The 20680-nt window shown below is 38.0% G+C and carries 17 protein-coding genes; all 17 read right to left on the minus strand.

What is annotated here, in order from left to right; genetic code table 11:
• Nucleotides 1-21: 21 nt before the first annotated feature.
• The 17 genes from DJ568_RS01940 to DJ568_RS02020 all read right to left on the minus strand — a co-directional run bounded on the left by DJ568_RS01940 (nt 22) and on the right by DJ568_RS02020 (nt 20566).
• Nucleotides 22-1497, minus strand: a complete 1476-nt coding sequence (locus DJ568_RS01940) for an O-antigen polymerase (protein ID WP_114003542.1) — start codon at nt 1495-1497, stop codon at nt 22-24.
• A gap of 151 nt (nt 1498-1648) precedes the next feature.
• Nucleotides 1649-2218, minus strand: coding sequence for an acyltransferase (locus DJ568_RS01945; RefSeq protein WP_114003543.1), 570 nt, complete (start codon nt 2216-2218; stop codon nt 1649-1651).
• Nucleotides 2219-2235: 17 nt separating this feature from the next.
• Complete coding sequence (locus tag DJ568_RS01950; RefSeq protein ID WP_114003544.1) at nt 2236-3372, minus strand: glycosyltransferase; 1137 nt, start codon at nt 3370-3372, stop codon at nt 2236-2238.
• 13 nt (nt 3373-3385) lie between these two features.
• Nucleotides 3386-4498 (minus strand): glycosyltransferase family 4 protein, encoded by a 1113-nt coding sequence (locus DJ568_RS01955; RefSeq protein WP_114003545.1) that lies wholly within the window; start codon nt 4496-4498, stop codon nt 3386-3388.
• A 21-nt stretch (nt 4499-4519) separates the two neighbouring features.
• A complete protein-coding gene (locus DJ568_RS01960) occupies nt 4520-5401 on the minus strand; it encodes a glycosyltransferase family 2 protein (RefSeq protein ID WP_114003546.1) in 882 nt (293 codons plus the stop codon).
• The gene (locus DJ568_RS01965; RefSeq protein ID WP_114003547.1) at nt 5386-6678 is read right to left on the minus strand and encodes a glycosyltransferase family protein; all 1293 of its coding nucleotides are present in this window, start codon (nt 6676-6678) and stop codon (nt 5386-5388) included. Before DJ568_RS01965 ends, DJ568_RS01960 begins: the two co-directional genes overlap by 16 nt.
• 43 nt (nt 6679-6721) lie before the next feature.
• The gene (locus DJ568_RS01970) at nt 6722-7843 is read right to left on the minus strand and encodes a polysaccharide pyruvyl transferase family protein (protein ID WP_114003548.1); all 1122 of its coding nucleotides are present in this window, start codon (nt 7841-7843) and stop codon (nt 6722-6724) included.
• 21 nt (nt 7844-7864) lie between these two features.
• A complete protein-coding gene (locus DJ568_RS01975; RefSeq protein WP_114003549.1) occupies nt 7865-9079 on the minus strand; it encodes an acylneuraminate cytidylyltransferase in 1215 nt (404 codons plus the stop codon).
• Between the two features lie 10 nt (nt 9080-9089).
• Nucleotides 9090-9971 carry an N-acetylneuraminate synthase family protein gene (locus DJ568_RS01980; RefSeq protein WP_114003550.1) on the minus strand — a complete coding sequence of 294 codons (882 nt, stop codon included), beginning with the start codon at nt 9969-9971 and terminating at the stop codon, nt 9090-9092.
• Nucleotides 9972-10046: 75 nt separating this feature from the next.
• On the minus strand, nt 10047-11099 hold the full coding sequence (locus DJ568_RS01985; RefSeq protein ID WP_158534852.1) for an acyltransferase family protein: 1053 nt from the start codon (nt 11097-11099) through the stop codon (nt 10047-10049).
• 54 nt (nt 11100-11153) lie between these two features.
• Complete coding sequence (locus DJ568_RS01990; protein WP_114003552.1) at nt 11154-12440, minus strand: polysaccharide pyruvyl transferase family protein; 1287 nt, start codon at nt 12438-12440, stop codon at nt 11154-11156.
• Between the two features lie 29 nt (nt 12441-12469).
• On the minus strand, nt 12470-14266 hold the full coding sequence (locus DJ568_RS01995) for an ABC transporter ATP-binding protein (protein ID WP_114003553.1): 1797 nt from the start codon (nt 14264-14266) through the stop codon (nt 12470-12472).
• 269 nt (nt 14267-14535) lie between these two features.
• Entirely contained in the window at nt 14536-16971 is a 2436-nt protein-coding gene (locus DJ568_RS02000) for a GumC family protein (RefSeq protein WP_114003554.1), read from the minus strand.
• A 7-nt stretch (nt 16972-16978) separates the two neighbouring features.
• Complete coding sequence (locus DJ568_RS02005) at nt 16979-17776, minus strand: polysaccharide biosynthesis/export family protein (protein ID WP_114003555.1); 798 nt, start codon at nt 17774-17776, stop codon at nt 16979-16981.
• Nucleotides 17777-17843: 67 nt separating this feature from the next.
• Entirely contained in the window at nt 17844-18890 is a 1047-nt protein-coding gene (locus DJ568_RS02010; RefSeq protein ID WP_114003556.1) for an NAD-dependent epimerase/dehydratase family protein, read from the minus strand.
• 88 nt (nt 18891-18978) lie between these two features.
• Nucleotides 18979-20106, minus strand: coding sequence for a hypothetical protein (locus DJ568_RS02015; protein WP_114003557.1), 1128 nt, complete (start codon nt 20104-20106; stop codon nt 18979-18981).
• Complete coding sequence (locus DJ568_RS02020; RefSeq protein ID WP_147238693.1) at nt 20078-20566, minus strand: hypothetical protein; 489 nt, start codon at nt 20564-20566, stop codon at nt 20078-20080. The genes DJ568_RS02015 and DJ568_RS02020 overlap by 29 nt, the downstream gene beginning before the upstream one ends.
• Nucleotides 20567-20680: the final 114 nt, after the last annotated feature.

The following is a 20680-nucleotide window of genomic DNA, read 5'->3' on the forward strand; positions in this document are numbered from 1 at the left end:
ATCATGGTTAATGTCCAGTGTTTAAAGAAGTCGTAAAAACTTTAGCCCCACTAAGACAAACACCACCTCTCTAAGGAAGTCTCCTAGTCCTAGGCTGGAAAATGAGCCCGCTGTAAAAACAAACATAAAATATATCATTGCCGCCCCCGCATATTTATGATATCTACGAAAACTGTTAACGAAAATCTTAAAAACACACCCTTTCATTATAAAAAATAGTAGTAGGCCTAATGTCCCGAAATTGAAATATACCTCTCCAATCTCTGAAGGGGGGATGCTCCAGTTAACATTAAATATTCTATATCCAGTGTAATACGCACCAGAGTGCGGCTTATCTGCCCAAAGAGCGCGCGGAACATAAGTTGCTATCAGGTACAAGTACGAAGTTCCATACAGGTAATCTACCTCCTCAGGCACCCGGCGTATAATTTTCACATCCGGCTTTTCTTTAGAACGCTTTTCAACCTCGGTACTAGAATATTCCAAATATGAGGAGATATCCTCATTTAAAACACTCCAATCTGCTTCGCTTTTATTATGGGTGGCTGAAGTTCTTAACTTACCAAGCACACCAAATAGGATCAAAAATATAAAGCCTCCTAATATCACTTTTACAAAAGGAAAGTCTTTATTAAGTAAAACCCAAGCCATCAAGTATGTTGTCAAAGCTTGTAGTATTCCGTAACGTGAACCTGTAGCTAAAAAACTGCAAAAAGCGAACACAACTGCAAAAAGCCAAAAGAAAGGATCTCTCAGTGCGGCTTTATTACGAGATAATATCCATAAAGTGGGGATGTAATATAATCCCCCAACAAAGGCCAATATAGGACCGAAGCCTTCCATAGCGGCTGAACGGCTCCCTGCCAGACCCCAGCTATTTATCCATGCCTGCAAGCCACCGCGACTGAGAAAGAATCCCAGAGCTATAGCTGAACAAATAAACGCCCACATCACAATTCTGTCACGAATAGCGGGTGACGGGAGTTTATATTTTAAATCTATTTTTTGTTTTTTTGTGATAAAATATCCAAGGTATGTGCACAATAAAGCCGCCGTTGACAACAAAGCCAACTTCATTTCAGGGGAAAGCCCCGGGCTTGGTATCACTGCTTGTTGGGTGATTACACCGTTAGAACTTAGGAACGGCGCAATGAACCTTTCTGGCTGCTTAAAAGTTTTCGCAATGTCAAACAAATTTGACCATACAAACGGATGAAGTAAACCTACACCCTTCCATTTAAACATAATCGGGACGAGCAATAGGAAATCATTCAGTATTTTAATTATACGCAGTAGTACATATTCAAACCCACCACTATTTTCCACAATTAGTCTAATCGGAAAATAAAACTGATATAGGAAAAAGTATATTATGATCCCGATACGAACAGTAAGCGGTATATCCACTAACAAATTCGTACTTGAAATATCATTAACGGCTTTGCTATAAAAACTTTGTTTTTTCGACTCAATACTTAACTCACCTTTCGTGATCATGCGGGCAAATTTTTATGGGGAGTGCTTTGTCAATTGTTTGTAATACTATTTAGTGAATACAGTGATTATAAAACTAAAGCGATCTCAATATGCAAAGTTAGAATCTATATTAGTACTTGTATACAGGATTTACAAATGCTCACGCTAAGATTTAAAATCTCTCGGTAACTAAGTCCAATGAATTTCTTACGATAGTATTTGACGGAATATGGCTCACCACCACACAACCTGCACCTATAATAACATTATCTCCTATGACTACATTTTTTAAAATTACAACATTTGATCCAATCCAGCAGTTATGTCCGATAGATATCTTTCCTATGCTAAATCCTTGTTCAATAATGGGCTTCTCTTTATCTCTAAAGCGGTGATTGTGATCATATAATTTTACATTCTCTCCAAACATGCAGTTGGCGCCAATAGCAATATATCCATGGCAGTTTATAGACAAATGGTCATTAAAAAAAACATTTTCGCCTATAAGCAGGGTAGCATTCTCGCGAACACGCAAGGTGGCATATTTACGAAAATGCACTTTATCTCCGATATCAATAAAACAGTGCTTCGAAGATACACTATAGTAAAAGCCCCTACCAATATAAATGCCACCCAATTTTAACCTTTTATTTAAAGTCACTTTTAATATAAAACGCAATATCGAGCTTCTAACATGATCTACTTTTCTTGTTACATAGTTTATGATTTTTAAAATATTCATCAAAGTAGTTTATATATTCATTTAATTTGCTTTATGATTTGGGAACCCCTTTTTTTCCAAGTATAATAACGTTCAAAGTCTAAATACGCATTACGTCCAATCTCTATTCTCCTTTGATTATTTTGTAAAAGATATTCAATTGCATCCGACCATTGCCTTGGATTATCGGGATTGCAAAATATTGCGTTACTATCATTTAGCACCTCTTTTAAAACTGGTAAATCTGACGAGATGATAGCTTTTCCATGCGCCATATAATCGAACATTTTTAGCGGAGAGGTAATATCACTTATATTTGCCTTACTATTACCATATACTTTTATTGATCTTTGATTGGGTAACAGACAAATATCAAAGGCTACGATATAAGCACTAATGGCCCTTTGGTTTACAAAACCGTGAAATACAATATTTTGAATATTTTCATTTTGCGCTCTTCCATTCCAATATGATATATCCGCATCTAAACCTCCGACTATATGGAATCTTACAGTTGGTAGCATAGGAGCAATTTTAAGAATAATCTCAATTCCTTTACCCTGATATAAATGTCCAATATAACCAATTTCGCCCGTATAACGGCCAGCATCATTAAATATTACTGGATCAACCGCAATCGGTATATCAGACGCGTCATGCAAAACGCTAATTATATTTGACTTTATGCCCTCCTTTACTAAGATCTTTTTCAATGCTTCGGAGATCACAATTATTTGAACAAGGTACTCACTTTTAAGGAGTAGTTTTCTTAAGTATTTCCACACATGCTTAGCACGCATCAATGATGAATCAAGTGTTGCATGCAATTCAAGCATCGTTCTCAGTCTATAGAAAACGCTAACTGAAGCCAGATCCGGATCACGAGTAAAAAAAAGCCCACTTCTCCGTTTCACATAATTTGCCAATTCTATACTGTAAAACAGTTTCTTCGCTGGCAACTTCTTTACTGCAACTCTTTTTAGTCTAAAGCACGGCTTTACATTATAGTAATCGAATATTTCGCAATCAGACATCTCGATATTCGTGTCGTTTGCAGGAAATATGAACACCACATCCGCCCCATTTGCAGCCAGACCCTGGCACTGCTTCATGAAGTGGAGGCTATGTGCCGCCTTAGATGGAATTTGCGCCCACACCGCATAAGATATTTTCATCGTGATACTTTTTTTATATGCTATTAATACCGTCTACCAATTTTTGTGCACGCTTCTGCCAGGTGTAATTTGCTTTGAATAGTTCATAAGCATTATTAGCAAGCGATTGTCGGAGGTCGATATTTTCCTGAAGGCTTTTGATTGCATCTACCCACTCCTGCGGATTTTCAGGATTACATAAAACGGCATTTGTTTCGTTTAAAACCTCACGGAGTACGGGTAGGTCTGACGCTATCATCGGCTTCTTATGGGCCATGTATTCAAACATTTTTAACGGACAGGTAATGTTCCCTATATCCTCATTATTCATTGTAGAGACACTTTTCAAGTTTGGCAACACGCAAATGTCAAAACTATTAAGGTATGAAGAAAGCGCGTGCTGCTGAATAAAACCATGAAAAATAACATTATCCAGTTTCATTTTGTCCTGCCACATTTTTATGTCCTCGTCACGACCTCCTACTATATGGAACAGCACTTCAGGTAAATGAGGTGCAACTTTTGCGATTACCTCCATACCTTTGCCTGGATATAAATGCCCGGTGTAGCCAATATTTAATTTCCCACTGTTAGCTATAGCGTCAATTTTGGTATGGTCGGTTACTTCATTGGTACCATTAGGTACAATATATAGCTTACTGGCGGCTATGCCTTCTTTAATAAAAAGTTGCTTTAGCGTTTCGGTAACCACTGTTAACTTTATCAAATTTTTTGATTTGTAAAAACGTCGTAACAAGTAGCTGCGATATCCTACGAATCGCTCAGGGTTATTGTGTGCGTCATAAATAACTTTTACGCCCAACAACGTAGCATATATGGCTACGCCGATAGCCCGGCAAACAACAATTGCAGGCTTTTCCTTTTTTATCAGCAATACCATTCGCACAGGGTTTATAATGCTATAGCCTTTTATTTTATAAAATAAAAAAGGTATAATTTTAAAAACAGGCGCGACATTATAAAATTTAAATATTTCCGCGGAAGTAGCATGCTCACTGTTCTTAACGGGCATTATTAAACTCAGTGTATGCCCATTCTTTACAAAGGCCTCGGATATCTTCATCACATGTACGGTATGGGCCGCCCTGGATGGAATTTCACTGGATGTTACGTAAACAATTTTCATACGGTACAATTCATTTTTTAGTTAAACATCGTTGTAGGGCTTGCCACCGTTAAGCAGTCTAAGCCCCTCAAACACCCGTACCGAATCCAGGTACCATTTGATTCCAAATACTTTTAAGCGCTGGGCAAATGATAAATGTTGTCCGTTCCTGGCAATCTTCTTCCACTCAGCTTTTTTAGGGCGTAGTTTATAAATCATTCCAAAAATTTCCTGAACATACCCGGGTTTATTACGTTTCCATTTTCCTGAAGCCAGTCGCCGGGTTTTTTTGATCATTTGCGTCAAACTATCACGCGCTGGATGCTTTACAACAACATTATCGGCATATTTCAATTTAAAACCCGCTTTGTTTGCCCTTACCCCCCACTCTACATCACCACTTGAAAAAAGCTCGCTATTAAACGCTCCTACCTCGTCGAACACCTTTTTACGAGTAAACATATTGGCTGTCACTGATGCTCCATATGCAGCATTTTCCTCCTGCCTGAACGAATATATGGTGTCGTAAAGTTCAATAGGAAGCGGCTCAGCGCCGGCAAAAAATAATTCTACTCTACCACCCACACGGTCTATATCAGGGTTGGTGGCAAAAACACTAACCACAGATTCTATCCAATCCGGTAATGGAATGCAATCTGAGTCTGTAAAACCTATGATCTCACCTTTTGCAAGCTTAAGTCCGGCATTACGTGCGGAGTAAGATCCTGGCTTATGCTCACTAATAATTGTGCAGTTAGCAGGTATATAATAGTTGTCAGGCGTGCTGTCTGTAGCATTATTTACAATGATGACTTGTATGAGCTCTGCAGGATAAGTTTGCTTCTCAAGTGCATCTATACAAAGCGTCAACCTGGCCCAATCTTTATATGTGGGAATTATTATAGTGACTACCGGCTTAAACATTCTTTTCTGATAAAATCTTCAATAACTTCTATAACCTTCTTCTGCACAGAAAACTGGTAAGGTGTGTTAATAGAGGCATCATAGAACCTGGCCTTTTCTCTGTAATAAAAATGTTCGGCATTTTTATTCGCAATCAATAGATCTAACTGCTCAAAATTAACACACTCAGTAACGATACCGTTTTTGATATAATTGTAACTGTCTGTTTGCTCCCCGTTTGATAAATTGTATTGAACCGGAAAAACATTTAATACTGCAGCCTCAAGTAATATCGAACTATTATTGCTGATAAGCATATCCAGCTTATTAATATATATAAAGCTATCCTCGTTTGTTGAGTCGGAAAAAGAAATATTTTGACCAGCTTGGAAATTCAATGTACGATTCTCACGGGGATGTTGCCTGATAATAATTTTTTTTGAGGGATGAGCAGTTATTAAATAATTAAGCAGCGCGTTTATCTTCTCAATAGAATCGCGCATGTTGAACGCCAATCCAATAACTTCTGTACCCTCGCGGTTAACAATAAGCTCTTCGCGCAATTTAAAGCGCGATATTCCCAAACATTCAATCCTTCCTTGGGTGGGGGCAATAGACTCATAAATTACGCGGGAATACTCTCCATCCAGTAAACTCAAAGAGAATTTAAGGGGTGGGAAGTACTTGTTTACTGTAGCATGTTGCAAGTATATGGTTTTGACACCGGCATCTCTAGCCGCTATTATAAGCGAACGAGAACTCGCAGTATGATCGTTCGAAAAAAATAACACTTGCGGACGATACTTCTCTAATATCTTCTTATAGAAACTGTATAAATGAAATGTGTCATTAATTATGCGCCAACGCCTGAAGGAATATTTAGGGCTAAAAAAGATATAATAAGTGAACAGTATGGCTTTCCAGGATGGTCGCGGCACATCCAGTCTCTTCAGATCTATCTTTTCATCAGTGAACTCGGCTGCGCCATAAGTGACATATACCGACCGATCTGAAAAGTGCCTGAAAATAAAATCAACCGCATGGCGGTTATTGCGAGAATTGATATGATACCAAAAGGGCAATTGAAGGTTTTGATAAATCTCTTTATCGCTTACCTTCTTTGCCGGCTTAAACATTAATAAAACGTTTTTTAACGATGTACGGAGGGTGTAAGAGAAAAGCTTAAAGAACATTTTAACGGGAGACCGCTTTATTTCATCGTCGTAGTAAAAACTTAATACGTTTTGAAATTCCTTACTGGTCAGGCTGTAATAAATGTCTTTTTCCCTTTTAAACATATTTGGTCATTGCCCAAGGATATTTATTATCCCTTTATAGTGGTTACGCGTTCAGTATCTTATGATAGTAATCTATCATATCCGCTTTCATTTCGGCTAACTTAGTTGTATTAATTCCCGGCGTTTTAATATACTTGCCCATACCCGTAATCAATTCGTTGCTGAATGGCTGGTCTACAGTGACAAATTGGCCATCCATACCGAGGCTTCTATATAAACCAGAAACCCTGTCGAGCGCGCCCAGACCTATCCCAGGCGTGTTCATGGCAATAGTACACACATTAGCGTGAAACCGCATACCCAATACCAGTGCGCTATTTTTGTAAGCTGAGAATATTTGGTTACATCCGTAGTCGCCTTGCACATAGGGGGCTACAACTATACGGGTGCGGAGATGAAAATCATTTACATTCTTTAACAGTATGTCAATCGCCTTATAATCACTATATATATGAGGCGCAAAAACTATATCATAAGGCGTGTTGTCGATTATATGGCTTATCACCTTGCCCATTTCATCAACATAGCTATCTTGATCCACCTCACCCAGTAGCCGATTCTTCATTTGCACCTGGTCGGACGTAGTGTTAATTAAAATATAATCTTTCTCTGTAGGGCGATAAAAACTTCCGTCGTTATCATAAAAAAAACCATGGTCAAGCACTTCAGGGATAGCGTTGTAGTAGTGTTCACCAATAACTTCGCGTATTACCTCTCTTGAACCGTCGTTACGAACAGCCAAATAGCGATTACTATGCCCTAAATAGCTATCTAAAAAGTCTTTAAATTTATTGATATTACCCTCAGGTATTTCATTACGGGGATTACACCCGATGCTTGAGATAACAACTGGCACTTTTATCTTATCGAGTATCGATGGTGAAATACCAATGGTAGTACCAGTAGGGCTACCTTTAATGTCAAAATCAAGAAACCCCCCCCCGCCGATAAATAGCAGGTCGTAGCTATTAGCCAGCGTAGCAAAATCGTCATCAAACCGATGCTTGTCCGGCAGTGTATAATTGTTATAAAACTTACGTATCTCCAGTTGTTCAATAGAGTAAGTGCCCTCATCCATCACTCGAGATAGAAGCGAGTGAAAGCCTATATGGCTGGCGTTGTCACCTATATTACCGTCAAACGAAGCAACATGTAAAATTTTCATCTATTTGTCAATGCAGACCTTTTACGAGGCCCATTTGTCTTTCTTTAATTCCACTGGCTCAGGTGCAGTACAAAAACTATTGGCAAATAGCCACTCTACAAACTCCCGTACTGCGCCATCGCCACCTTTGGTATTAAGTTGTAGTATACCAGGTATAGCTTTTACACGATGCGTAGCATTTGTCGGGCAGGCTTTAACACCAACTGCCCCTAATAAATCGATACAATTAATGTCATCTCCAATATAAGCCACCTCATCAATACCAATGCCTTCAAGCTTGCATATCTCCAACGCTATATCCAGCTTGGATCCAAAGCCTTTCCCTTGATGAACATAGTCGAGATTAAGCTTTTTTGCTCTACGGGTAACCATTTGGGTATTCTCAGTGGTTATAATTCCCGTTTTTATACCGCATTGGCGCAACAGGTTAAAACCCATACCATCGTGGGTGTTAAATTTTTTTAACTCATCCCCGCTCTCAGTATAATACATGCCCGCATCAGTTAACACGCCATCCACGTCGGACAGGAAAAGCTTAACCGGCTTCAAAGGTCTTGTTGTTGTTTGCTTTAAAATATACTTTCCGAACAGCTTCTCCATTATCACCCAGTCATCAGGCTCATCTATTTCAAAAGCGGTATACTCGGGCATTTCGTAAACCGCTATTTTGCCCGACAGACGATTACTATCCTCAAGCACATTTTTAACCTTTGATATATAAAATGCGCCATTTTCCATCAGTTCTCCTTTAAAATCCTGGCGACGCGGACGGTTGCGGTAGTCGTAATTGATAGGTGTACCGTCCTCATTCCAGAAAAAACGTTTGTAACGCACACAGGTTAAGAGCGAATCAGCATTCTCAGCGCTCATCTGCTCTATTGCAGATTCGATATCCTCAGTTGTTATAAATGGGTTAGTAGCCTGAACTAATAAGAATAAGTCATCAGCCGATGCTAACCCTTTATGCAGGTATTCAAGCATCACGTCTTCAGTAGACGATGTGTCCGCAGCGTTTTGGGGTTCACGATCATATACCTCAAGTTTTGAAAACCCAAAGGTGTTGACCGTTTTCTTTATTTCGTCTGAATCAGTAGCAATAACAATACGGCTAATGGATTGGCTATCTTGTAACGCCTTGGCGCACCAATAAACCAACGGCTTCCCGCAAAACGACTTTATATTTTTAAGCGGGATAGATTTACTGCCGCCGCGTACCGGAATAAAGGCTACTGCCATATACTTATTTTTACGATTTACGGTACTTCAGTTTATCGCGTTGTACACGTTCTATATCAAGTATCTCAGTATTTTTATACGTTAAAGCCTCGTGTGCATGGTGAAGATCCCGAACAAGCTTTTGCATACCGGATACTTCTAACGAAGCTGCATGGTCAGTACCCTTCCATGCGCGGTTTTTAGTGAAGTGACGTTCTATCCAATGTGCACCTAAAGTATAAGCAGCAATATCAGCCATAATACCCAGGTGATGACCCGAAAAACCAATGGCCTTCACACGGCTTTCATACCTGTCATACAAGTTGTTTATTTCAAGAAGGCAAAGGTCATTAAACGGAACGGGGTACCCTGACGTACAGCTATATACAATCAGCCTGTCTTTAGCCTGACCGGTTTCTTCAAAAAATTTAACTACTTCTTCTATTTCGTCCTTGGTAGTCATGCCAGTTGAAAGGTGAACATCGCCCTCGTATCCATCACGTAGCATGGTAAGCATTTCGTAATGATTATTACATGCAGAAGGAACTTTTATCAATTCGGCCCCGATTTCGATAATTTCACGTGCAGAAGTTGTATCCCATACAGATGTAGCATAGCCAATCCCTATTTCTTCACAGTACTTCTTTAACTCAGCATGTTGATCCTGGCTAAATTCAAGATATTCCCTATGTGCACCGTATGTGTCTCCATATGAATTATAAGGGTTGGGATGGGGAGCATTATATTGCTCTTCGGTAAGCAGTTCTTTGTTTGTCCTTTTCTGGAACTTGCCATAATCTGCTCCGCAGGCTTTTGACAAAAACAAAAGTTCTTTAGCGATCTCGAACTGCCCCATATGGTTACAGCCGATCTCTGAGATCACTTTTGGTTTTTGATAATTGAAATTGAACATATTTTTTTTATTAGCGTTGTTTCATTTAATTTTCATGTATGATATCTATCGTTACGTCACCTAATTCTTAAGTAGTTAACGTTTATATAGTTTACGGTTTAACCAATTCCGCCCTGGTTTTTCAATATAGTTATAGCTTATGCTTGATGTAATCAATGTCAGCCCGACTCCTAATGAAGTAAATAAAATAATTACCAACGCATCACTTAAATCCAAAAATGGAAATATATTTGTTAAAATGATTAATACTATGGGGTGCAACATATAAATTGAGTAAGATATATCTCCTAAAAATACAATTGCCTTATTTGATAGAAGTTTAGATGCTGTAGAGGTATCATAACACAAACCCATTAATACAAACGGTGATAATACTAATGCAACCCAAGGTTGTTGCAAGGTAAACTGTGGTAAAATTAATATGGTAAGCATCCAACCTGAGACAAGCAGAGTACAATATTTTTGGCAAAATACTGAAAATTTAGTTCTTTTTGTGTAATGATAATGTATTAGCCAACCCACTGAAAATCCGCTTACACCCCTTATCCACGCTGGCCATCCCCTTGTAAATCTTACATCGTCAGGCAAGTTATGCAAGAATACCACCACGCTTAACATCGTCAATGTAATAATTAAAGGGGATGCCAGATATTTTCGTATGTTTTTCAACGTAAATAATATCGGGAAAACGAGTATGTAAAGCCACCATTCAATACTTACAGACCATGAGGTGAATATTAACGTGTTGTTTAAGGTGACAACAGGCATAGCATTTAGAAGTAACACCTGCTTGATAAGAGCTTGATGACTAATAGCATTGGGCAAATTTTCAACAGTCAATACATTACTTAACAATATTAGCAATGCTATAGTCAGACTAAAAAGTTGTAAAGGATAAATTCTGGCAAAGCGAGCTATGTAGAATTTTTTCACGTATGCATATGCCCATTCAGATTTGGTCATATAAACGTAGCTTATAACAAAACCTGACAGAATAAAAAATAAATCTACGTATGCCTGGGCATACAAATACTTTTCCATAAGCGACCAATCTTCAAGATCGGCATTTATATGTGCAAATAACACACCCGTGGCTGCTACGCCACGAATACCTGTCAAAGCCGGCAATTCATTCGTATTTCTGACGCTACTGGACAATTTTAAAATATTGAAAGGTATATACTATTTAACCAAAACGCTTATTTCTCTCTCGGCCGCTTTTGCTAAAGTTCTAACTTTGTTTCTAATTTTCACTTTTCTATCTTTCACATTACCCAATATCAACACCACTTGGTCAAATATCTCTTCAATATCTGTAGCAGATGGAATAGCATTATATTCAATCGGATCACTGTATTCAAGCATATCTTGCAGTGTAAGGGTTTTATGGGAATTTGATCCCATAAATACGCATGGTGTGCCGCCCAACGACGCTAAAATAGATGGATGGAAACGACCGGATACAAAAACCTCTGCATTAGCTAATATTGCGGCGCCTGCAAAAATATTTATGCTTTCCGGTATTAATGGAACATTTGTAAGCCGTGAAACTTCTGACAAAAATGAATCTCCGGATGCAGTAGGTATAATAAAAAGCTGAATATTTGTATTTTTTAACTTATTTACCAGATCAACATAAGCGGATATTGCTTTATCTTTTGTCCAGGCAGCTAAAGAGCTTCCGCTTATGCATATATATGGCTGTGAAAAATCACCACTTACGAGTTTAATTTCCTTGCCGTAATATATTTGCAAAATTTTATCCTGGGATGTCGGTAAATAGTTTTTTTCCTCAATACGAGATATCCAAGTAAATAATGCGTCAGGAACGAAGCGTGTCTTTAAATCCGGAGCAATTTCTTTTAAAAACTGATATGAATAAGGGTCTCGCAAAGTTATACCATCACACTTTTTGAAAATATCAACCATTTGATCCACGGTTCTTTGATTTCTTCCGTTTACCGGGCAATCAGATATCATAGCATTTAAACAATAGGTTTTCTTGCCAAGAGATTGCGCCAGTCTTAATATTACCAGGAAAAAAATTGCATCGCGGCGAGGCGGAGTAGTGAATATAAAAGTTCCTTCGCCGTTTAAAACTACAGCATCCGAGGCCACCAAATCAACATATGTTTTTTTCAACTCCGGATAAAAATCTTTAATATGTAAAAAATTTTTCAATGATAGATCAACGTCCTCCGTGATATAATCGTTTTTCAATCCCAACCTTTTTAAAACGCTGTATAACGTTTTAAATATTGGCTTTTTATTACGATCAATCACCAACTTTTCTAACCCACCCGTAAAAGGAATATTTGTATGTAATTTAAATTTCCTTGTTTTTAACTCACTTTTCACAGTGTTAGGAACGCTATTATTTTTACTTAACAAATCAAGTAAAGCTGCACTTGTAGCTTTTGCACCCCAATTTTCCCTACTTCTGCCGTCACCCACATAAAGTATCTTCATATCTCTGTTATTAGGATAGATGTCATCCGTTATATTTCTTGTAAATTAACCATTCTCTTGAACCGCTCAGACACTTCAAGCATGGTGTCAAAACTCCCTGAAGCGGTTACCTTGCCTTTTTCCAACAGATAAATTATATCAGCATTTTTAATGGTGGATAATCTATGTGCAATAATAACCATTGTATACGTACCATGTAGCTTCTCTATATTCTCCTGAATTATCTTCTCAGTCTCCGAATCGAGCGCCGAAGTGGCTTCATCTAGGATTAGTATTTCTGCTTTTTTGTAAAGTTCACGTGCTATGGATATACGTTGCTTTTGGCCTCCTGAAATCAATATTCCATTATTCCCTAACCGGGTTTGTTCTTTTTCTGGCTGCGTGGAAATAAATGAGGTAAGCGAGGTCAATTCAACCACCTCCCAAAATCTTTTTTTATTCTCTTCAGAGGGTTCTGCCCAAAACGTAATGTTGTTATATATGCTATCATTAAATACTACGGCATCTTGCGATATGTAGCCTATTCTACTTCTAAACGCATTTAAATCATAATTATTCAGCGGAACCTGGTCTATCGTTATTTCACCTCTATCCGGAGATATAAGACCTGATATTAAGTTAGCTAATGTTGTTTTTCCAGATCCGCTTTCGCCTACTAACGCAATAGTTTGATTTCGCGGCATCTCCAAATTTATTTTGTCAAGTATTTTAGTTTCACCGTAAGAGAAATCAACGTCCTTGATTTTTAATGCGCGCTGAATAGTAGGAGGGGGCACATCGGTAATTTCCTCCCGCATATCGTACATATCGTTCAAGGTTGATGTTACTGACATCATGCCGCCGGTGTTCTGTACAAAAGACTGCCAATTGTTTTGAATGATTACCAGGAAATTCAGTGCCCGGTAAAAAAACATCAGACTTAACAATATCGCGCCAAGGCTTGTACCGATTACTGATATCTGAATTTGAATCACGCCCGCTACAATAATCATAATCATCGGCTCCTTAGCACTTAGTGAAATAGCATTATAAAATCCTACTCTTTTATTCAGAACCTCATTCTCATGCATCACATCTTTAAGCTTTTCAGAATACCGGCTAAAATAGTTAGTAGATTTAAGATACTTAAAATTATGTATTGCCTGAATCATGTAACTGGTGAATTTGACACCATTGGCTGACAACTTAATGGATATTTGCTTCGTCGCCGTGTAAATCTTTTTGTAAAGCAGGTTGGACAACACACCCCCTATGGCAACAAGTATAGCAAACTGAGCATTGGCCAGAAATGCTAACCCTATATATGTTAACAGCATAACCGCGTTCTGCAATGCCAGGAAATAAAAGTTCATACTGGTAAAAACTTTTGTAACCTCGCTGGTTAACGTGTTATGTACGCGGCCTGACTCTAATTTTAAAAATCCAGGATAGCTTAATTTAGTTAAATTTTCAATTAAAAGAGTGCGAACAGTGCGTATAAACTGATAACGCAAGTCTACCTGAAAATTAAGCTGTATGAACTTGCAAACCCCTTTAAAGGTAAAAAGTAAACCAAGCACGCACAAAACGGTGGTAATATTTAAAGATATACCCAGCGCCTGTATGCCGTCTGTAATGAATTGCAAACCACCCATCGTGCTATCATCTGCTGACACAGAATCGTCCTTACTCATAGCACTAAATAGGGGCATAAACATAGCCAGCCCAATACCGTCAAGCAGACTCACCAAAATGCTTAACACCAAATAGGCAAATATTCTGTTGCCTATAATTTTATAGTAAAATGTGAAATAACCCCGAAAGTTGTTTTTAAATTCTATCAACATATTTTAGGCCGGATTGTCAGTAACATACATCTATATTTACCTTTTAAGTATTGTTTCTCCAGCAATTCGGCTGACCAACGTTATCCCTAGGAAAGCAATTTGACGTAGCCAGACGTACTGCAAAATTAATAAATTATTGAAACATTGCACGATATAATATCAAAATATAATATTTTCGTCGATCTTAATAGTAAATTTTCAAAAAAAACGCACTTTTTATGAAAATCAAAAAAGCCGGACCATTAGCTCATCCGGCTTTGTACTTTTTATTAAGATTGCGATTTACCCTTCTTCCTTTTAAATGATCCCTTAATACGTGCGGCAAGAGATATATCACTTTGTTCTTTATCATCGGAGTAATATCCGTATCCATAACCCCCATATCCGTATCCATAACCATAGCCATAGCCGTATCCATAACCATAGCCACCAAATCCTTTATTTTGTTGTATACCGTTAATTACTATACTCATGTTAGGCAACTTCTTTTTGTGGTGTAGCTCATTGATAAGATTCAAAGACGACCGTACCGAATAATTGTGCCTAATAATAAATAACGATATATCAGCAAATCCGCCTATTGATATAGCATCCGATACTAGCCCTACAGGTGCATTATCCACTATCACATAATCAAAATTGCTTCTTAAATAATCGAACAATACATTCATCCGGTTATGAAGAATTAGTTCGCCGGGGTTAGGTGGTATAGGGCCAGAACTTATAAAAGATAAATTTTTGTGTGCCTTAAGGGGCTGCACAATGTCTTCTGGTTTTATATCCTGCACTAAAAAGTTGGAGATACCAACAAGTTTCGAAGCACCTAATTTTTCAGATATCCTTGGCTTACGAAGGTCAAACTCTAATAACACCGCTGTTTTGTTGCTTATTGCCAAGCTATTAGCAAGATTTAAGCTTATAAAGCTTTTTCCCTCCCCACTACTGGTAGATGTTACTAAAATCACCTTCTTTTCTGTACCCTGACCCATGTACGACAGGTTTGTTCGCAAGGCCCTGAATTGCTCTGCTATGGCCGATCTATTCCGTTCAGAGATAACCATGGCATCAACGCTTTCATTAGCCATGCTTATTTCTCCAATAATTGGAACATTGGTAACTGCCTCAACATCTTTCTTAGCCTCTATTTTATTATTGAGCAGCATCCTTACAAAAATGTAAGCTGATGGAAGGAGTAAACCAAGTATAACGGCTACTGAATAAATTAAAAACGGCTTAGGCGACACTACGCCATTAAAAAGCGCGGTATCAACAGTACGTGATTTAACCACATCTGCCGAAACTAGTTGTATTTCTGTTTCTTCTTTCTTTTGCAATAAAAACAAGTAAAGGGTTTCTTTTACACCCTGGTTTCTATAAATTTCGATATATTCCTTATCCTGTTTAGGTAAATTACTAAACCGGCCACTGTATTGTTTTTCCTGCGCCGCCAAATAATCACGACTGATTTTTAGTTCACGTCTTACGTTACCGATTGTTTTGACAATATTGTTTCTTATCTCTTCTAACTGGCCGTTTATTGGAATCAACAACGGATCTTTAGGCATTCCTTCATCGAGTATTTGCCTTTTTTGCAATACGAGCTCATTATATTTGCTGACAAGGCCGCCAATAACAGGATCTTGTAATCCTCCCGAGTTGGGTACGATTTCTTCTTTAGAGTCGTAGCTCTTAATGTAACCTTCAACCAAATCCAGCAGTTTGCTTTGATAATCATTATCTGACTGCTTTTTGTCAATTTCAGAAATCGTGGTCAACGCTTGTGTTGCCGCACTGGAAACATCGTAAAGCTGGTTACGTATTTTAAAATCGCGTATTTTATTTTCCTGCTCGTTTAATTCCAAACTTACCGCGTATAAACGGCTATTTAAAAAGTCTAGTGCTTTACGTATAGCTTGGTTTGTGTAGCGTAAGTTGGAAAGATTATATTTATAAATCAGTACATCTATAAATTTCTTTGCCCTGTCAGGAAGTTCGTCATTTACAGATACCTGAAGCATCCCTGTTCCGGCTTCCACTGCAGGAATTACTGTTAATCTTGAGATATACTTCTTTATTGCTTTCTCCCTGCTCAATAATGTCACTAAGTATTCTTTATCTTCTTTATAAGCATCAGAACTTGTTAAAACAATATTAATAGAACAATCATTGATCCTTATTGGTGTGCCATAACGGCCTTTATAAATCTTGGCTTTATGTACGAGTTGGTAAGTATCTTTAGATAGCTTTAGTACATATTCAGGGCTCGAAAAATTAAGATATGGCTTATCTACTATAACTTTAAAGGGTAGTAAGTCCAGATCTGCGGGCAGGTCTTTAATCAGCCCATGTCTGGAAACCGACACATCCAGATTTAAAGAATCTACTACCTCGTTAATAAGCGTTTGCGACTTCATAATGAATATTTCATTATTAATCTGCGTTCCATTGGTAGACTGGCTGCTGTTGATAACGCCCGCTGATTTCAAAATTGCTGATGCGCCACTTTCCAGTTCAGCACCGCCAATAATTATAAAACTTGATACCTGGTACAATGCTACCTGATAGCGCAAATACAGTTTAGAAGATACAACCGCTATAACTAAAAATAATGCAATCCAGGGCCAGCTCCCTAATATGTTGAGTAAGTACCTTTTGCTATCAAACCCCAATCCTGAAGAGCTTTCTTCTGACTTATTTTCTTCCATTTATCTTTTACTTGAATCTTAAGAACAATATAAAAACCCCTGCCGCAACTGTTAACAAAGAGGTATAAAACCTAGCCTCCTCGCCCGCAAACCGGCTATCCCTTGGTTGAACGTATATTACATCATTGTGCTTTATTTGAAAAACATCTGCATTGTTAAGTAATGCGCTTTGTCTAAGGTCAATTTTGGTTATGGTACGTTTGCCGTTATAGTCGCGATAAATTTGAATATCGTAACGTTTTGCAGTACGAGGCAAGTCACCCGCGGCTCCGAGTGCGTCTAAAATTGTGGTGCGCTGCATTGGTAACGAAAATGTGCCTGGCGAGCGTACTTCGCCAAGTACTGTAAATTTAAAAACATAAAATTTAACGGTAACTAAAGGCTCTTTCAAATACTCTTTTACCAAATTGCTTATCTTGTTCTTCAGCCCGTCTGCAGTTAAACCATCGGCTTTTACTTTGCCAATTATAGGAAATTCAACATTACCCTGCGCATCAACGAGGTATCCGGAGATTTCGCTGTTCGCTCCTCCTGCTGCCCTGGCTCCGCCGGCCATACCACCGCTTGTTAGCTCACCACCATATCTGTTAAAGATTTGGGCTGATGCGTCGTTAAACGCGCCTATTGAAATAAGCAATCTGTCCCCGATCTGGATATATCTCTCCTCTTGCGGCAAAGGCTTTAAATTAACCACTGTTGAATCGGGCAGATCATTAAAATATCTTAAATTAGTTGAGCACGAACTAAATAATGTATTCACTACTATAAGTAGCAATACGGCTCTGGTTATTGATAAAAATCTCATTTTATATTCATATGGCCAAATATAAAAAGTTCAGCGTACTACTTAGCTTCTTAAATTTAGATTTTAATTATTGATAATTGTAGTAATCTTTAAACCAATTCACAAACGTGGAAATACCGTTTTTAATATCAGTTCTTTCCATAACCCCAATCTCACCTTCCAGTTTACTTAGGTCGGCGTAAGTAGCAGTCACATCCCCGGGCTGCATAGGCAAATATTCTTTTACCGCTTCTTTGCCAACGGCTGTCTCAAGTTCGCTAATAAAGTCAAAAAGCTCAACCGGAGTATTGTTACCTATATTAAATATCCGTGCGGGCGGCAGTGTTAACCCTTGAAAATCAGAAACATCAGCTAATACCGGCGGCTTTGTAATTAATAACCCCAACGCCCTTGTAATATCATCAATATAGGTAAAATCACGTTTCATTTTACCATGGTTAAATATTTGTATCGGGTTACCTTCCAAAATAGCCTTAGTGAATGAGAAGTAAGCCATATCAGGTCTTCCCCACGTACCATATACCGTAAAAAACCGAAGCCCTGTAGAGGGAATCTTGTATAGATGCGCGTAGGTGTAAGCAAATAACTCGTTAGATTTTTTTGTAGCTGCATACAGCGACACTGGATTGTCTACACTATCATCCTCTGAGAATGGGATTTTTTTATTAGCTCCATAAACAGAGCTAGACGATGCATATATCAGATGTTTGACAGGGTGATTTCTGCATCCTTCTAAAATATTTAAATATCCATATACATTGCTGTCAATATAAGCGTGCGGATTGATAAGCGAATATCTCACACCGGCTTGTGCCGCCAAATGCACAACGTAGTCAAATTTTTTGCTTTCAAACAAATTTAACACGTTATCCCTGTCGCTCAAGTCAAGCTTTATAAAGTTGTAATTATCATACTTGGTGCTTGGCACAGCTTTGTTATATTCAATGTCCTCTTTGTTTATTCCTGCTTCCAGCAAACGCCCATACTTTAAATTTACATCATAATAATCATTAATATTATCTAAACCGGTAATTTCATAGCCCTCTTTTACTAACTTGTTTACAAGATGAAATCCTACAAATCCGGCTGAACCGGTTATTAATATTTTAGTCATTTGAGTTATGCATTTAATTTAAAGCTGTGTTCAATTAGTAAACTTGTAGTTGCCTATCTTTTTTAAACGTAATATGCCAAGCAATTCCTTATACATCCGGTAAATATTCAGAACTATTTCTAGAATTCAGAGGGGTAGTTTTGATTAGGTTGCGCAATATGATGCCTAGTATTATTAACCAAAAGAACAATATACCATACATTTGATATTGAGGAACCGGTGGTAGAAAAATAAATATCGATCTCGAAAAATCTATTATACTGTCAATCCTCAAAGCTACTATTAATGCAAGTCCTAATGTAACCACCAATTGAACAGTCTTCTTCGAAAGAATTTTCTTCAGGTAATTAAACGCACTCGTGTAATCCATAAACGCTAAATACACCAACCCATTGTTTATAAAGCTGATATTAAAAAACAGGACGTTCGTTAAGTGAAAACAGCAAGCGAATACCAAAAACAATTGCCATGATTTACGGGAATGTAGCAAAAAAAATAACGGACTCAACTCAAGTATAACACCTGCAAAATCCATAGCCTTAAAAATCCAAAATGGCGCGTTTCTTAGCGAAGAAGCCAAAAAATAAGTGCGCTCGAAATTAAAATAGCTATTGTAGAACCATTTGGCTGTACCGCTGGTTGTTAAATCAAAATTAATCCAGTTTAGCGCTTTTTCACATCCGGCAGAGAAAAAGCCGAAACACAACAGTATACTCAGTATTGAAAGGCTCTTAGCGGGCAGATGATACTTATCTTCTTTATCCGGATAGATGGCTAACCTCGTTCCCCATCCGGAAAACGACATACATCCTAAAAGCAGATAGAGAAATATATTGTGGCCAATTTTACCGAATGACGAAGCATAATTAATGCATATTACACTTATTAATACATGTATTATGGTTGCAACTCTTGCTTTGACACCCAAGGTAATACAAAGGGCAGTTAGAATAAGCGCAAAATCCATTATCCAAAAGAATTCTTTCGGTGGAAAGCCATGCGTTAGGAGGTTAGCCGGGCTAAGTATTGGCGGCATAAAAAATGCGTTAGGCATTTCACCTATCCACGCATAATTGTTGGTATAAATGATCAACAAAAAAACACCTGCAATTATTCTGAAAACTGATAAAGATTGGGAGTTACTTTCTGTCGATCTTAAAACCCTCGACCAAAAGTAATCGTTAATCTTACTTATTGAAAGTGAGGATTTTTTCATCTTTAACTATTTTCTCAACAATTCGTCCGGTTGCTAACGAAATTCTTTTTGTAACAGTATGTATTTTAACCTGATTTGGCATAAAACCTTGTTGGGCTAGTTTGCCATTAAGCCATAGCTTTGCCTCACGGATATCGCCAGCACCAGGTGGCACCTTTTTAAATCTAAGTATTTTTTTTATCGTTTTAAATTTGCCCTTATAAACGGTATCAAATCCCTCTATTCCAAAGTTCGCTTTTGCCAACGGACTTAAATTTTGGTAAGAAGCAGGACTTAGAAAAGCTCGGGCGTCGATAACTTCCCATTTGCCGGATTTTCGTAAACCCAATACCTCCGTATATCCTAAATCTGTAGTACCATTAGACACTTTAAGTACGTTGGCACCCGATGGGAACAATACAGCAGGGTATGGCTCCAGGTCCTGAAACCGTAGCAGCAAAGGAATAAATAAAATTAACAACAAAATAATTGTTGATCTTAAGGATAGCATAGTCGAGCGTTAAATCCGAATTTTGTGGTAGGTCACCTTATTAACCTCTATTATTATCAGATAGCAACGCCTGTCAAAAGACGG

This window comes from Mucilaginibacter hurinus (assembly GCF_003324525.1).
Taxonomy (GTDB): Bacteria; Bacteroidota; Bacteroidia; order Sphingobacteriales; family Sphingobacteriaceae; genus Mucilaginibacter; species Mucilaginibacter hurinus.